This window comes from Mesorhizobium sp. C277A, from assembly GCF_040324395.1.
GTDB lineage: Bacteria > Pseudomonadota > Alphaproteobacteria > Rhizobiales > Rhizobiaceae > Mesorhizobium.
This window is the reverse complement of record NZ_JAMYVW010000002.1, coordinates 1,048,020-1,062,120: the sequence shown is the minus strand read 5'-3', so window position 1 is coordinate 1,062,120 and position 14,101 is coordinate 1,048,020. Positions and strand designations below refer to the sequence as shown.

The following is a 14,101-nucleotide window of genomic DNA, read 5'->3' as shown; positions in this document are numbered from 1 at the left end:
CCGCATAGCGAGGAAGATAAACCGGAGGAGACGACCATGAAATTCACGAGACGCGATGTAATCCGCACGACCGCAGGTGCTGCGGCGGGAGCCCTGGGAAGCCGCTTCGTCGGCTCGCCGGCTTTTGCCCAGGAGGGCTTGAAATACAAGCCCGAGGAAGGCGCAAAGCTGCGGCTGCTGCGCTGGTCGCCCTTCGTCAAGGGCGATGAGGATCAATGGCTGGCCAACACCAAGCGCTTCACCGAGGCGACAGGTGTCGAGGTTCGTGTCGACAAGGAAAGCTGGGAGGACATTCGCCCCAAGGCAGCGGTCGCCGCCAATGTCGGTTCCGGCCCGGACCTCATGTTCGTCTGGTTCGACGACCCGCATCAATATCCCGACAAGCTGCACGACGTGACCGAGCTCGGCGAGTATCTGGGCTCGAAATATGGCGGCTGGCACGACGGACCAAAGCAATATGCGACGCGGGACGGCAAGTTCGTCGGCCTGCCGCTGGCCACGATCGGCAATGCCATCGTCTATCGCGAAAGCTGGGTGAAGGAGGCCGGCTTCTCCGAATTTCCGAAGGACACGGCAGGCTTCCTCGAGCTTTGCAAGGCTTTGCAGGCGAAGGGACATCCGGCCGGCTTCACGCACGGCCACGGCGTCGGCGACGGCAACAACTACGCGCATTGGCTGCTGTGGAGCCATGGCGGCCAGATGGTCGACGAGAGCGGCAAGGTGGCGATCAACAGCCCCGAGACGCTAAAGGCGATCGGTTACGCGCAGGAACTCTACAAGACCTTCATTCCCGGGACCGAAAGCTGGCTGGACGTCAATAATAACCGCGCCTTCCTGGCCGGCGAACTCGGTGTCATCGCAAACGGAATTTCGGCCTACAACACGGCCAAGATCAACAAGGACAACGATCCGAAACTGGCTGAGATTGCCAAGGACATCCGCACCACCAACCTGCCGATCGGTCCTGTAGGGAAATCGGTCGAACTGTTCCAGGTGACCACCGCCGTCATCTTCAACTACACGCCCTACCCCAATGCGGCCAAGGCCTATCTGCAGTTCATGTTCGAGGATCCGCAGATGACCGACTGGATCACCTCCTCGGCGGGCTATTGCTGCCAGACGCTGAAGGCCTTCGACAACAATCCAGTGTGGACGGCCGACCCGAACAATGCCGCCTATGCCAAGGCCTCGGCGACGCTGCGCCCCAACGGCTATGCCGGGCCGCTCGGCTATGCCTCGGCGGCGACCATGGCCGACTATGTCCTGGTCGACATGTTTGCCAAGGCGGTGACCGGCCAGGCGACGCCGCAGGAGGCGATGGAGGAGGCGGAGAAGCGCGCCAACCGCTACTACCGCGTTTGATCACGGCACCGCCGGGCAGCGTCTAGTGCGCTGCCCGGCCCGTCGCACAATCCCATGGCGGCCGTTGACGCCGTGACCTGATTCCCCGATGAGGAGCCCTCCATGGCCGTGCCGTCCGTTGCCGCCCAGCCGCGTCCGTCGATGCTTTCGCGGATCTCCGAAAGCCGCAACGCGCTGGGCTTCGGCTTCATGCTGCCGGCGGCGGCGCTGCTGCTGGTCTTCCTGACCTATCCGCTCGGGCTGGGCGTCTGGCTCGGTTTCACCGATGCCCGGATCGGCCGCCCCGGCATCTTCATCGGCGTCGAGAATTATCAGTACCTTTGGAATGACACCGTCTTCTGGCTCTCCGTCTTCAACACGCTGCTCTACACGGTCAGCGCCTCGATCCTGAAGTTCGTGCTCGGCCTCTGGCTGGCGCTCATCCTCAATGAAAACCTGCCGTTCAAATCGTTCTTCCGCGCGATAGTCCTGCTGCCGTGGGTGGTGCCCACCGTACTGTCAGCCATCGCCTTCTGGTGGATCTACGATTCGCAGTTCTCGATCCTGTCCTGGGCGCTGCAGCAAATGGGCCTGATCGACCACCGCATCAACTTCCTCGGCGATCCGGAGAATGCGCGCGCTTCGGTTATCGCCGCCAACGTCTGGCGCGGCATTCCTTTCGTCGCCATCACGCTGCTCGCCGGCCTGCAGACCATTCCGCAGTCGCTCTACGAGGCGGCCACGCTCGACGGCGCCAGTCGCTGGCAGTTGTTTCGTTATGTGACTCTGCCGCTGCTGACGCCGATCATCGCCATCACCATGACCTTCTCGGTGCTGTTCACTTTCACCGATTTCCAGCTGATCTACGTGCTGACCCGGGGCGGACCGGTGAATGCCACGCATCTGATGGCGACATTGTCTTTCCAGCGCGGCATTTCCGGCGGCCAGCTTGGCGAGGGCGCGGCCATCGCGGTGGCCATGATCCCGTTCCTGCTGGCGGCGATCCTGTTCAGCTATTTCGGCCTGCAACGCCGCAAATGGCAACAAGGCGGCGGAGACTGACATGGTCAAGACGGCCGCGACAAGGAAGGCGAAACGTGGGGATATCGACGAAGGCGGCATGGGCTACCTGCAGAGCCTGCCGCGCCGCGTGGTGACGGTCTATCTGCCGCTGCTGGTGTTCGTCTTCGTGCTGTTGTTTCCGTTTTACTGGATGACGATCACGGCGGTTAAGCCCAATCTCGAGATGACCGACTATGCGCAGTTCAATCCGTTCTGGGTGGTGCATCCGACATTGGAGCACATCCGCTATCTCCTGTTCGAGACCTCCTATCCGGGCTGGCTGCTCAACACGATCATCATCTCGACCGCCGCCACGTTCCTGTCGCTGCTGGCGTCGGTGTTCGCCGCCTATGCGATCGAGCGGTTGCGCTTCTCCGGGGCGCGGCAGGTCGGCCTCGGCATCTTCCTCGCCTATCTGGTGCCGCCCTCGATCCTGTTCATTCCGCTGTCGGTGATGGTGTTCAACCTCGGGCTCTACGACACGCCCTTCGCGCTCATCCTTACCTATCCGACCTTCCTGGTGCCGTTCTGCACGTGGCTGTTGATGGGTTACTTCCGCTCCATCCCGTTCGAACTGGAAGAATGCGCGCTGATAGACGGAGCGAGCCGGTGGCAGATCCTCACCAAGATCGTGCTGCCGCTGTCGGTGCCCGGCCTGATCTCCGCCGGCATATTCGCCTTCACCCTGTCATGGAACGAGTTCATCTATGCGCTGACATTCATCCAGTCCTCGGAAAACAAGACCGTGCCGGTGGGTGTGCTGACCGAGTTGGTGCGCTCCGACGTCTACGAATGGGGGGCGCTGATGGCGGGAGCGCTGATCGGCTCGCTGCCGGTGGTGGTGCTCTATTCGTTCTTCGTCGAGCACTATGTCTCGTCGATGACCGGCGCGGTGAAGGAGTGACGCGCCGGCTCACGCGAGGCGACCGGCGCGGTCAGATCGCGCCGATGATGCCGCCGTCGACGCGGATGTTCTGGCCGGTAATGTAGCCCGCACCTTCGGAAGCGAGGAAGGCGATGGTCGCGGCAATTTCCTCCGAGGTGCCGTAGCGCTGCATCGGCACGCTGTCGCGGCGCTCCTCGGTGGCCGGCAGGCTGTCGATCCAGCCGGGCAGCACATTGTTCATGCGCACATTGTCGGCGGCGTAGGTGTTGGCGAAGATCTTGGTGTAGGCGGCAAGACCGGCGCGGAACACGGCGGATGTCGGGAACATCGGGCTCGGCTCGACCACCCAGGCGGTCGAGATGTTGATGATGGCGCCGGCCTTCTGCTTGACCATCTGCGGCGCCACGATGCGCACCGGCCGGATGACGTTCATCAGATAGACGTCGAGACCGGTGTGCCACTGCTCGTCGGTGATTTCGAGGATCGGCGCGCGTGGCCCGTGGCCGCCGCTGTTGACCAGCACGTCGATGCGGCCGAAGCGCTCGAGCGTCAGGTCGGCGAGCCGCTGCAGATCGTCATTCGACTGGTTGGAGCCGGTGACGCCGAGGCCGCCAATCTCCTTGGCCAGAGCCTCGCCCTTACCGGAGGACGACAGGATCGCGACCTTGAACCCGTCCGCCGCCAGCCGCTTGGCCGCCGCCGCGCCCATACCGCTGCCACCCGCGACGACGACTGCCACTTTTTCTACACTCATTTTTCTCTCCTTGGGGTTTTGCGGCGTGTGTCTCGCGACTTCAAAGGATGATATAGCCGGTCTTGCCATCTGGTTCGAACCAGAAAGCCTGAAATCAAGCTGTAGAAAAACTCCTGCATGCCCGAAGCCTTCCTGAGCCTGCCGCCGTTGAATGCGCTGCGTGCCTTCGAAGCCGCCGCGCGTCATCTCAACTTCCGCATCGCCGCGCAGGAGCTGAACGTGACGCAAGGGGCGGTGGCGCAGCATATACGCGGGCTGGAGGCGGATCTCGGCGCAAAGCTGTTCGACCGGCTGCCGCGCGGCCTGGCGCTGACCGATGAGGGACGTGCCTATGCGCCGAACATTCGCCGCGCCTTCGAGCTGATCTCCGAGGCAACGCTGCTGTTGCGGCCCGAGCCGGCGCGGCTGACGATCAGCGTCACGCCGAGCTTTGCCACCAAATGGCTGATCCCCAAACTGCCGGAGTTCGTCGCCCACAACCCGCTCGTCGATTTGCGCATCCTGGCCAGCCAAAGCCTGTCGAGTTTTCAGGCCGACGGCGTCGACATTGCGGTCAGGCAAGGCCGCCCGCCCTTCGGCGCCGGCCTGATGGTCGACCTGTTGTTCCCACAGCAGATCGTCGCCATCTGCAGCCCTGCCCTGCTGCCAACCGAGGCGAACGAGATCGCGACGGCCGATATCCAGCATCATGTCCTGTTGCACGACGCGCACAATCTGTGGCCGGAATTCATGGAGAGAGCGCTCGGGCTGAAGATGGCCACCGAGGCCAAACGCATGCGCTTCAACCAGACAGGCCTCGCGATCGACGCCGCCATTGCCGGCCAGGGCATCGCGCTGGCCAGCCGGTTTCTCGTCGCTGCCGACATTGCCGCCGGCCGGCTGGTGCAGCCGATCAACGCAGAGATGCGTGGGACGCACGATTTCTATGTCGTGATGCCGCGCAAGCAACGGCACCCAGAACCGACGCAAGCCGTGCGGCAATGGCTGCTCGATGAGGGCGACGCGGCGGGGCTGTGATGGATAGCCGATCTCCCCGCAAGGCGGGAGATCCGCAGCTTGGCCGACGCCGCCCCTTTCAGCCTCGCCGAGCAATGTCGGCCGCCACTGCCTTCGCCTCGCGTCCAATTTCCCTGAGCAGACCGGTGACCGGATTGTAGAAGCCGACGAGGTAGAGGCCGAGTTGCGAGGCGCGGGCGTTGACGCCACTGCGCTCCGGCTGCAATTCCACGGGCAGAAACTTTTCGTAGCCCGGGCGATAGCCGGTGGCGAGGATGACGGCGTCGAAATTTTCCTGCCTGCCGTCGGTGAACGCAGCGCCGCGCTCGGTGAAGCCCGCTATGTCGGGCGCGATCTTGATGGCGCCTTTGGTGATGGCGTCGACCGTGCCGACGTCGATGACCGGGATGCGGCCGACTTCGTCGATCTGTTGCAGGATGCCCTGTTTCGGCCTGACGATGCCGTATTTCTCGAGCTTGCCCAGCGCGAAATCGAGGATGATCGGAAACATCCAGTCGTTCAGCGCCTGCGGCATTGGCCGGCTGGCGATGCCGACCATCTGGATCGGCACGCCAAACAGCTGGCGCGGCACGATGTGGACGCCCTTGCGCACCGAAATGGTCGGACGCGCGCCACTTTCCGCCAAGTCGAGCGCGATCTCGGCGCCGGTGTTGCCCATGCCGACGATCAGCACCGAGCGGCCGGCAAAGGGCGCCGCTTGCGTATAGTCGGCGCTGTGCAGCACCTCGCCCTTGAAAGCCTCGATGGCAGGGAGCCGGGGGACGATCGGCTCGGCATTGTTACCGCTGGCGATAACGACATGGCGCGCCTTGAGGTTGTCCGATCCTGTCTCGACCAGAAAACCGCCGTCCCCGAGGCGAATGGCTTTCACCGTCACGCCGAAGCGCGGGCGCAGATCGAATTTTTCCGCGTAGTCGTCGAGATAGCGGACCACCAGTTCGCGCGGCACGTAGCGCGGATAATTTTTGGGAAAGGGCAGGAACGGCAGCGACGAGAACGACTTGACCGTATGCAGATGCAGCCGCCGATAGTGCCGCCGCCAGGCGGGCGCGATCTCCTGCGATTTTTCGAGCAGGATGAAATCCACTCCTGCCCGCTTCAGGCAGGCACCGACCGCAAGGCCGGCGGGCCCGGCGCCGACAATAACGACAGTGGTGTCCAAGCGATTCTCCTCCCGCTAGCTCCTTAGGCTACGCGTAGAAGCGCAGGCGGGACAAGGCGCGCCTCACCTTCTCCCCTTGTTGGAGAAGGTGGACGGCGCGCTAGCGCCGAGACGCCTTCGCATCGCGGCGCGCACGCTACGCATCCTGTCCGGTCTCGGCTCACCCCGGTGACGAATGTCTATCCCGGCAATCGCCCCATGCTGTCGGACGGGCTGCCTGTCGCCGGCCGCACCGCGGTCGAAGAGCTCTACGTGCATGGCGGCATAGGCCCAATCGGCATGCATGCCGCCCCCGCCACCGCGCGCTGGCTGGAGGAGGCCGTGGTTCGGGCGATGGCAATCCGAAGCAGACATGGCTCCGGCCACAGCGATTTGCGGGATGGGAAGGGTGAGGCTGCGCGATGTCGTGTCGATCTAGCCCGCCACCAGCGCGAAGGGAGGCGTTCCTCCCTAGCCGACATGCTCGGCGCGCAGCTTCTTCTTTATCTGCTCGAGCGCTGCCTCGCCGCCGGCCGCCAGTTCGTCGGCGATCCTGGCCAGCTTGTCGTCGGCGTTGCGGTATTTGCTGCCCCAGGCGCCGAGCGTCGCCAGCACCGGCAACAGGTCGATGCCGGCCTCGGTCAGCCTGTAGATCGCCTTGAGCTTGTGCGTGGGGTCGTCGCTTCTGGTGACGATGCCCTCATCCTGCAAGTTCTGCAGCCGCTCGGCCAGCGTGCGCGACGAGATGCCTTCGCCTGATAGCAGGAACTCCCTGAAGTGCCTTTTTCCCGCGAAAATCATGTCGCGGATGATCAGCAGCGTCCAGCGGTCACCCAGCAGTTCGAGCGACAGGCTGATGGGGCAGCCGGATCTTTCCCTGGTCGACATTTCAATGCTTCCATTTCTAAATCACTTTACTATTGACATCATTTTCTCTCGTGTCAATGGTTCCGAAAGTAAAGCAATAACCAACGCCGCCTGACCTGGCACTGGTGACACCAGAGCTCAATCAGGAGAACGACGATGAGAAAACTGATCCTGCAGATGCAGATGTCGGTCGACGGTTTTGTCGGCGCGGCCGGCGATGAGCACTGGCAGCTCTGGGAATGGGGCGCCAACTGCCCGTGGGACGACGACTTGAAGCAGGATTTCAACGCGGTGTTCGCCGGCATCGATACCATTCTGCTCAGCCGCAAGATGGCCGAAGAAGGCTATCTAACCCATTGGGGCAATGCGGCAAAAAACTATCAGCGCGATCCCTTCTACGCCTTTGCGCAGCGCATCGTCGAGGCGCGCAAGGTGGTGCTGAGCGACAAGCTCGCGGCATCGCGGTGGGAGCGCACGACGCTTGCCAGCGGCGACCTGCCGCGCGAGGTCAAGGCCCTGAAAGCTGAAGGTGAAGGCGACATGGCGGTATTCGGCGGCGCCGGCTTTGCCTCGGCGCTGATTGCAGCGGGGTTGGTCGATGAGTTCCAGCTGTTCATCAATCCGGCCGCGCTGGGCGACGGCGAGCGGATTTTCGACCGTGGCGGCTTCCGGAAATTGCGCCTGCTCGGCTCTAAAGCCTATGCCTGCGGAATGGTGGTGAACCGCTACGCGCCGGCAATGTGAAGCAGTTCAGCGATTGAATCCGTGGACCGCTTCAACTCTTTGTTTTTACGAGAACTCCGGACGGATCACCGCAACCCGCTCCTCGTGAACCTGCGCTAGAAATTGATCTCGACCGAAGCGGCACTTCGCTTTGCCGGCCCGTGAAACACCGCCTCGATGTTGTTGCCGTCGGGGTCGAGCAGGAAGGCGGCGTAGTAGCCGGGGTGGTAGGGCCGCTCATCCGGCGCGCCATTGTCGGCGCCGCCGGCATCGAGGCCGGCCTTGTAGAAGGCATCGACCATGGCCTTGTCCCTGGCCTGGAGGGCCAGATGATGGCGCCCGGTCAGCTGTCCCTTCGCCGCCCGGCTGTCGAGGCTTGAGATGAACAGCTCGTCGGCCCAGAAATAGTCCTCGGCCTCGCCGCCGATCGGAATGCCGAGCACCTTGAAGACGGCTTCATAGAAGCGCCGGCTCGCCTTGAGGTCCCTGACCACCAGCTGGACGTGGTCGATGAGGCGGCCGCGATGCAGTTCCATGAGCGATATCTCCCGTCGCGAGACCACAAAGCTAGTGCCGCGGGGAGCGGCTCGTCAATTCGGCAGTCTATCTTGTCGGCGCGCTTGGCAGCCTTACACCCCTGCTTTTGTCATATCCGGATGGACTTCCACGCAGACCGGATAAAAAATGCAACCGGATTGTCGGATTCGAAATCCCGCCAACGTCCTTCGGACGCAAGCGGCGCAACGGAGCTGGAGCGAGTGGCGCCGCATCGAAACCGATCTCGGGAGAAGAGCATGAACAGTTCCTACCGTTGGGTGATCGTCGCGTGCGGCGCGCTGATGACCTGTGTGGCGCTCGGCGCGATGTTTTCGCTGGCGATCTTTCTCGAGCCGATGGCGCTCGACACCAACTGGTCGCGAACCGGCATTTCCAGCGCCATGACGCTGAATTTCTTGGTGATGGGTGCAGGCGGTTTCGCCTGGGGCGCCATCTATGACCGTGTCGGCGCCCGCCCGGTGGTTTTTGCCGGCGCGGTGCTGCTCGGCCTGTCGCTGGTGGTGGCGAGCCGAGCCCAATCGCTGCTGGTCTTCCAGCTGAGCTATGGCGTCATCGTCGGGCTGGCGGCCAGCGCCTTCTTCGCGCCGATGATCGCGCTGACCACCGCCTGGTTCGAGACCCATCGCAGCCTGGCCGTGTCGCTGGTCTCGGCCGGCATGGGCGTGGCGCCGATGACCATTTCGCCCTTCGCGCGCTGGCTGATTACGGCCTATGACTGGCGTACCGCCATGTTCGACATCGGGATCATGGCCTGGGTGCTGTTGCTGCCGGCCGTCTTCCTGGTGCGCCAGCCGTCGGCGGCGGTCGCGGCAGCGGATGGCAGCGCGCCCGCGCCTGCCGCGGCCCCCGGCACGTCAGTCGGCCAGGCGCTGCGCTCGCCGCAATTCCTGGTGCTGGGCATGACCTTCTTCGCCTGTTGCGCGGCGCATTCGGGGCCGATCTTCCACATGGTGAGCTATGCCATGTCGTGCGGCGTGGCGCCGATGGCAGCCGTGTCGATCTACAGCGTCGAGGGCCTTGCCGGCCTTGGCGGGCGCGTGCTCTACGGCGTGCTCGGCGACAGGTTGGGCGCCAAGCCGGTGCTGATCGTGGGCCTCGCCATCCAGGCGGTGGTGATCGCCGCCTATCTCGCCGTCGGCAATCTCGAGCAGTTCTATCTCCTGGCGATCATCTTCGGCGCCACATATGGCGGCGTCATGCCGCTCTATGCGGTTCTGGCGCGCGACTATTTCGGGCCACGCATCATCGGCACGATACTTGGCGCCGCGACCCTGTTGTCCAGCCTCGGCATGTCGTTCGGCCCGCTCGCCGGCGGCATGATCTTCGACGCCTATGCCAGCTATTCCTGGCTGTTCATCGGCTCGGCGCTGATCGGCCTGGGTGCTGCCGGCATCGCCATCGCCTTCCCGCCGCAGCCCGGCCGAGAGAGGCTGCAGGCGGCATGAGCGAAATTTCCCCTCGAGGGGAAATACTCATCACCCTGTCCCCGTTCCCGAGCGCAGCTCTTCTCTGCCCTCGTCGTCGCGGCTGAGCCTGGCGTCCGAGATCAGCACCACCGGGCATTGGCAGCGCTGCAGCACGCCGGTGGTCGTCTCGCCGAAGAAGAGTTCCTCGCCAGGGCGCCGCGCCACGCCCATGACGATCAGCGCCGCCCCCCTGCCGGCCTGGCGGGCAATGGCATCGGCGGCGGCGGCCCGGCTGCGGATGGCCGTCTCGATCTCGACGCCATAGCGGTCGGCTAGTGCGACGGTATCCTTCAGCACCGCCTCCCTGCGGCGATGCGAGACAGTGTCGCGCGGTTCGTCGCGGCCGACGCGCGCGACATAAAGTATCTTGACCCGCGCACCCGTGACCGCTGCAATCGCCAGCGCCATTTCTGCACCCCGGCGGGCGATCGCGGTGCCGTTGACCGGAACCAGAATCTTCCCGCCTTCAGGTCCTAGCCTTGGCATCTGGCGGCCGGCGCCGGTCGCCTTCAGCACCAGGCATAGCGGGCCCTCGAAGGAGCCGGCGATCTCGTTGATGCGGCGGGCAAACCCACCTTTCGACGTGACCGCGCGGCCGAGCCCGATCAGCAGCAGCCCATAGCCTTTGCGCGCCTCCTTGGCAACCGTTTCGGCCGAAAGCTCGGCCTCGTGGCGCCGCGTGACAGGCGCCGCGCGGGCCAGCTCCTCGTCCGAACTCCTGGCGGCCTCGCGGCTGTCCTCGGCACCCTTTTCGATCGGCTCGAGCTTCGCATCCGTGCCGGGCTCGGCCTCCTCCCCCTCGCCTCGGGCATGCAGCACCGTCGTCGGCCTGCCGGCGCCCACGACTCCTGCGAGGTAAGCGGCAAAGCGGCCGACAACGCCCTCATCGGTCACCACCAGCAGTCGTTCCAGATTGGCGATGAAGCCGCGTTGGTCGATCTCCTCGCGCTCCAGACGCTTCTTCTCGTTCTCGCCCATCGGCAAGCGGCCGAGTGCCCAACGCAAGGTCGGCGGCATGGCGAGCGTGGTGATGACGGCCATGGTCACGATCATGGTGAAAAGATTGTGCGACAGAACGCCGATCGACAGGCCAATAGAGGCGACGATGACTTCGGTCGAGCCGCGCGCGTTCATGCCGCAACCGACGGCGATGCCTTCCTTGCGGCTCATGCCGGCAAGCTCGGCGCCGATGAAGGCGCCGGCGAATTTGCCGAAGCTGGCGATCAGCACCAAAGCGGCCGTGAGTAGCGCAAGCTCGTGGTCGACAAGCACTGTGAGATCCGCCGAAAGGCCGGCGACGCCGAAGAAAACCGGCATGAACAGCGCCATGATGACGCCGCGCAATTGCCCTTCGATATGACGCGACAGGATCGGCGATTCCCCAACCAGTATGCCGGCGACGAAGGCGCCGAGCACGGTGTGGACGCCGATCAGATCGGTGATCAGCGCCATTGCGCCCATGATGGCGAGAATGACGGTGACGACGGCGTATTCGCTGCGGAACGTATCGTTGGTCCAGCGGATGGCGTCGAAAACGATGCGGCGGCCAATCGTGAAGGAAAACCCCATGAAGGCGGCGACGCCGACAATGGTGAAGGCAAGGCTGCCGAGCTCGATGCGCCCCTTGGTGGCGATGCCGATGGTGATGGCGATGATCACCCAGCCGATCGTGTCCTCGATGATGGCCGACGAGACGATGAGATCGCGGCGCATGAAGTTCATCTCGCGCACCACCATGGCGACGATCTTGACCGAGGAGATCGACAGCGCCGTGCCGAGGAAGAGACCGGCGACAATGCGCTCGGTTCCGTCGGCCAGCAGCGAGGCCGGCATCAACTGCGCGGCGGTGAAGCCGAGCGCGAAAGGCACGGCGACGCCCGCGGCGGAGATGGAAAAGCACGCGCGGCCGACCCTGCGCACCAGCCGCAGATCCGTCTCCATCCCGGTGAGCAACAGAAGCATCAACACGCCGAGCTGGGCGATGGCGCTGATCATGCTCTTTTGGGTGGCGTCGCCTGAAAAGATCACGCGTTCTGCTTCCGGCAATAGCCAGCCGAGCAGCGATGGCCCGAGCAGGATGCCGCCGATGAGCTGACCCATCACCGCCGGCTGGCCGAGACGCTCCAGCAACTCGCCGATGCCGCGGCCGACGAGAAGCAGAAGGAGGATTTCGAGAACGAAAATGCCCTCGCTGGACATGCCGGTCTTTTCGGCTGCCAACGATGCGGCCGGCATGAATGCGAAAGCTGCCGCGGCAAGCGCGACCGACCAGCGCCGGTTGACCACGAAGGACATGCACCCCCTCATTGTGCCCGGTATAACGTTTGCGGGCGAGATCGGTTGCACGCCACGCTCCCTTGGCGCGCCGCAGGTTCCTCCTTACCTGAATCGCATAACAGGCCTATCTGACTGCGGATAAACCGCCGAGACCCGGGCCGGCGACGGAACATTTTCAACCGATTGCGCGTTGCGCAGATGGGGATGACCGGCGTCGTTTCGGCCGGCCATGGCGTTGGGAGGCGCATGGCAAGGGATGTCCCGGGTCAAGACCGTGAAAACCGACGAAGCGGCTGCAGCGCCGCGGGCCTCTGATGCGTTCGCGCTGAAGCTCACCTCATCGGAATTCGTGGCCACCATGTCGCATTTCCACCGCGCCGAAATCGCCCGCATGGCCGGCTGGCGCGACCGGCTGGACCGTACCAGCAACTGGGCGATTACTGTCGTCGCCGCCATGCTCTCAGTCTCACTGTCGACGCCCAGCGCCCATCACGGGGTGCTGCTCTTTGCCATGCTGCTGACCACGCTGCTGCTATGGATCGAGGCGCGGCGCTATCGTTTCTTCGACGTCTACCGGGCCAGGGTGCGCCAGTTCGAGCGCTATTATTTCGCGCAGATCTTCTCGCCGCAGCCCGACTACGCCTCCAACTGGCTGGCCATCGTCGGCGAAGGCCTGCGTTCGCCGCGCTTCCTGATCTCGCAACGCGCGGCGTTGGTGCGCCGGCTGCGCCGCAACTACATTTTCATGTACACGATCCTGATGCTGGCGTGGGTGCTGAAGATCACGACGCCCAGTCTGCAGCGCGAAGGGTCGCCGATAGGCTTGGGCGCGTCATTTCTCGACGCCGCGCGCGTGGCGCAGCTCGGCCCGGTTCCAGGCATCTATGTCGTGTGCATGGTCGGGCTGTTCTATGTCGGCCTGCTCGCAGCCGCTTTCCTCATCTCAAGCGACGAGGGCGAGCTTTCGCATGGCACCGTGCATGTCTGAGAGCGGCCTCGAAAAGCGCAATCTGCCGCGGTGATCTTCAGCAGACATTGTCGACCAACAGAGCGGTCGCTTCCGACCGGCTTGCGGCTTCCTCAACCGGAAGCCGTGCGCGATGGCGCTTGTAGGCGGTGAGCGCGATGACCAGCACGCAGCATACGGCGTTCAGCCAGTTGATCGCCGCCAGAGCGGGATCGTTCAGATTGATGTGGGCGTAGAGTCCCGTCGTGGCGTTGGCGCCTGTCCACAACAGCCAGGTCGCGTAGGAAATCGCCGACGCCCCGTGCCTGTCCCGGGCCACCCGCACGATCTGCGGCAGGTAGGACACCACGCGCAAGCCATTGAAAATAGTGAAGAGATAAAAAGACAGATCTGCAAGTGTCATCCGAAACCCCTGTCATGGCCGGACGTCCCATAGCGTTCCTTGCAGTGGCGGCATGTGAGCCCGTTCACATGCCGGCTTTGATTTTCCTGTTGCGGCCCGGCACCCGGATTCTTTCGCCATGTGGGCGTTCGCCGTGAGCCAGCCCGACGAGGTCGACATGAACCAGATCCTGTTTCGGCCGACGGCGCGGGAGTACTAAACAGATCTCGTGCTTGGGCAAAGTTCGGGTTGACCGCTGCCAAGAGCGCGGCGACTATCCCTGCAACGTGCAGGAGGACATGAGAATGGACGAACCCGATCGCTGGCGGCACATGGCGAGCGCGCCCAAGGACGGCAGCCGCATCCTGGTCACGGTCAGGCCATCGGAACAGGGGCCGGCCGAGGTCGACCTCGCTTACTGGTCGCGCGCCGACCAGTTCGGCACGGAGGGCTGGCGCTCTTCCGATTCGTCGCCAGGACGGGTGATCGAATACCCCGAACCGGAGTTAAAATGCTGGATGCCGCTGCCGACGGCCAATCTGAGCCGGGCTTCAATGCCAAGTCCGTGGCAAGGCGAAGACGTCCCGCTGCTCGACGGCTCCGGGATATGATCTCGGCGGGATGACCGTAGGAAATATGCTGCCGGCCCAATACTTGACG

General features: G+C 63.9%; 14 protein-coding genes. 8 read left to right on the top strand and 6 right to left on the bottom strand.

All coding sequences use genetic code 11. The features are described from left to right. Nucleotides 1-36: 36 nt before the first annotated feature. The 3 genes from NKK52_RS05240 to NKK52_RS05230 all read left to right on the top strand — a co-directional run bounded on the left by NKK52_RS05240 (nucleotide 37) and on the right by NKK52_RS05230 (nucleotide 3,307). Nucleotides 37-1,362, top strand: a complete 1,326-nt coding sequence (locus tag NKK52_RS05240; RefSeq protein ID WP_023693796.1) for an ABC transporter substrate-binding protein — start codon at nucleotides 37-39, stop codon at nucleotides 1,360-1,362. A gap of 141 nt (nucleotides 1,363-1,503) precedes the next feature. Beyond that, nucleotides 1,504-2,403 (top strand): carbohydrate ABC transporter permease, encoded by a 900-nt coding sequence (locus NKK52_RS05235; protein WP_460221873.1) that lies wholly within the window; start codon nucleotides 1,504-1,506, stop codon nucleotides 2,401-2,403. Nucleotide 2,404: 1 nt separating this feature from the next. Next, the gene (locus NKK52_RS05230) at nucleotides 2,405-3,307 is read left to right on the top strand and encodes a carbohydrate ABC transporter permease (protein ID WP_023673469.1); all 903 of its coding nucleotides are present in this window, start codon (nucleotides 2,405-2,407) and stop codon (nucleotides 3,305-3,307) included. A gap of 31 nt (nucleotides 3,308-3,338) precedes the next feature. Here the strand turns inward: NKK52_RS05230 and NKK52_RS05225 are convergent, their stop codons facing one another. Next, the gene (locus tag NKK52_RS05225) at nucleotides 3,339-4,043 is read right to left on the bottom strand and encodes an SDR family oxidoreductase (protein WP_023715144.1); all 705 of its coding nucleotides are present in this window, start codon (nucleotides 4,041-4,043) and stop codon (nucleotides 3,339-3,341) included. 117 nt (nucleotides 4,044-4,160) lie between these two features. Between NKK52_RS05225 and gcvA the strand changes: the two genes are divergently transcribed. Next, a complete protein-coding gene (gene gcvA, locus NKK52_RS05220) occupies nucleotides 4,161-5,060 on the top strand; it encodes a transcriptional regulator GcvA (protein WP_023685899.1) in 900 nt (299 codons plus the stop codon). A gap of 58 nt (nucleotides 5,061-5,118) precedes the next feature. On the opposite strand, the gene NKK52_RS05215 is transcribed toward gcvA, so the two are convergent. Next, the gene (locus NKK52_RS05215) at nucleotides 5,119-6,222 is read right to left on the bottom strand and encodes a flavin-containing monooxygenase (RefSeq protein ID WP_023685900.1); all 1,104 of its coding nucleotides are present in this window, start codon (nucleotides 6,220-6,222) and stop codon (nucleotides 5,119-5,121) included. A 450-nt stretch (nucleotides 6,223-6,672) separates the two neighbouring features. Beyond that, on the bottom strand, nucleotides 6,673-7,089 hold the full coding sequence (locus tag NKK52_RS05210) for a winged helix-turn-helix transcriptional regulator (RefSeq protein WP_023685902.1): 417 nt from the start codon (nucleotides 7,087-7,089) through the stop codon (nucleotides 6,673-6,675). A gap of 135 nt (nucleotides 7,090-7,224) precedes the next feature. Here NKK52_RS05210 and NKK52_RS05205 point away from each other — a divergent pair, with 135 nt between their 5' ends. Continuing rightward, nucleotides 7,225-7,812, top strand: a complete 588-nt coding sequence (locus NKK52_RS05205; RefSeq protein WP_023685903.1) for a dihydrofolate reductase family protein — start codon at nucleotides 7,225-7,227, stop codon at nucleotides 7,810-7,812. Between the two features lie 95 nt (nucleotides 7,813-7,907). Here the strand turns inward: NKK52_RS05205 and NKK52_RS05200 are convergent, their stop codons facing one another. Further along, nucleotides 7,908-8,336 carry a VOC family protein gene (locus tag NKK52_RS05200; protein WP_156941257.1) on the bottom strand — a complete coding sequence of 143 codons (429 nt, stop codon included), beginning with the start codon at nucleotides 8,334-8,336 and terminating at the stop codon, nucleotides 7,908-7,910. Nucleotides 8,337-8,585: 249 nt separating this feature from the next. Between NKK52_RS05200 and NKK52_RS05195 the strand changes: the two genes are divergently transcribed. Next, the gene (locus tag NKK52_RS05195; RefSeq protein WP_352628388.1) at nucleotides 8,586-9,794 is read left to right on the top strand and encodes an MFS transporter; all 1,209 of its coding nucleotides are present in this window, start codon (nucleotides 8,586-8,588) and stop codon (nucleotides 9,792-9,794) included. Between the two features lie 30 nt (nucleotides 9,795-9,824). On the opposite strand, the gene NKK52_RS05190 is transcribed toward NKK52_RS05195, so the two are convergent. Continuing rightward, complete coding sequence (locus NKK52_RS05190; RefSeq protein WP_023685495.1) at nucleotides 9,825-12,110, bottom strand: cation:proton antiporter domain-containing protein; 2,286 nt, start codon at nucleotides 12,108-12,110, stop codon at nucleotides 9,825-9,827. A gap of 238 nt (nucleotides 12,111-12,348) precedes the next feature. On the opposite strand from NKK52_RS05190, the gene NKK52_RS05185 reads away from it, so the two are divergent. Next, nucleotides 12,349-13,080 (top strand): DUF2270 domain-containing protein, encoded by a 732-nt coding sequence (locus NKK52_RS05185; protein WP_023685494.1) that lies wholly within the window; start codon nucleotides 12,349-12,351, stop codon nucleotides 13,078-13,080. A gap of 37 nt (nucleotides 13,081-13,117) precedes the next feature. Here the strand turns inward: NKK52_RS05185 and NKK52_RS05180 are convergent, their stop codons facing one another. Further along, nucleotides 13,118-13,462, bottom strand: a complete 345-nt coding sequence (locus NKK52_RS05180; protein ID WP_023685493.1) for a PQ-loop domain-containing transporter — start codon at nucleotides 13,460-13,462, stop codon at nucleotides 13,118-13,120. 284 nt (nucleotides 13,463-13,746) lie between these two features. On the opposite strand from NKK52_RS05180, the gene NKK52_RS05170 reads away from it, so the two are divergent. Then, complete coding sequence (locus NKK52_RS05170; RefSeq protein WP_023689804.1) at nucleotides 13,747-14,052, top strand: hypothetical protein; 306 nt, start codon at nucleotides 13,747-13,749, stop codon at nucleotides 14,050-14,052. Nucleotides 14,053-14,101: the final 49 nt, after the last annotated feature.

What these genes read in the sequence shown, in the direction of transcription:
- NKK52_RS05240 (WP_023693796.1), top strand. Translation starts at nt 37, where the DNA reads ATGAAATTCACGAGACGCGATGTAATCCGCACGACCGCAGGTGCTGCG.
- NKK52_RS05235 (WP_460221873.1), top strand. Translation starts at nt 1,504, where the DNA reads ATGCTTTCGCGGATCTCCGAAAGCCGCAACGCGCTGGGCTTCGGCTTC.
- NKK52_RS05230 (WP_023673469.1), top strand. Translation starts at nt 2,405, where the DNA reads ATGGTCAAGACGGCCGCGACAAGGAAGGCGAAACGTGGGGATATCGAC.
- NKK52_RS05225 (WP_023715144.1), bottom strand. Translation starts at nt 4,043, where the DNA reads ATGAGTGTAGAAAAAGTGGCAGTCGTCGTCGCGGGTGGCAGCGGTATG.
- gcvA (WP_023685899.1), top strand. Translation starts at nt 4,161, where the DNA reads ATGCCCGAAGCCTTCCTGAGCCTGCCGCCGTTGAATGCGCTGCGTGCC.
- NKK52_RS05210 (WP_023685902.1), bottom strand. Translation starts at nt 7,089, where the DNA reads ATGTCGACCAGGGAAAGATCCGGCTGCCCCATCAGCCTGTCGCTCGAA.
- NKK52_RS05205 (WP_023685903.1), top strand. Translation starts at nt 7,225, where the DNA reads ATGAGAAAACTGATCCTGCAGATGCAGATGTCGGTCGACGGTTTTGTC.
- NKK52_RS05195 (WP_352628388.1), top strand. Translation starts at nt 8,586, where the DNA reads ATGAACAGTTCCTACCGTTGGGTGATCGTCGCGTGCGGCGCGCTGATG.
- NKK52_RS05190 (WP_023685495.1), bottom strand. Translation starts at nt 12,110, where the DNA reads ATGTCCTTCGTGGTCAACCGGCGCTGGTCGGTCGCGCTTGCCGCGGCA.
- NKK52_RS05185 (WP_023685494.1), top strand. Translation starts at nt 12,349, where the DNA reads ATGTCCCGGGTCAAGACCGTGAAAACCGACGAAGCGGCTGCAGCGCCG.
- NKK52_RS05180 (WP_023685493.1), bottom strand. Translation starts at nt 13,462, where the DNA reads ATGACACTTGCAGATCTGTCTTTTTATCTCTTCACTATTTTCAATGGC.
- NKK52_RS05170 (WP_023689804.1), top strand. Translation starts at nt 13,747, where the DNA reads ATGGACGAACCCGATCGCTGGCGGCACATGGCGAGCGCGCCCAAGGAC.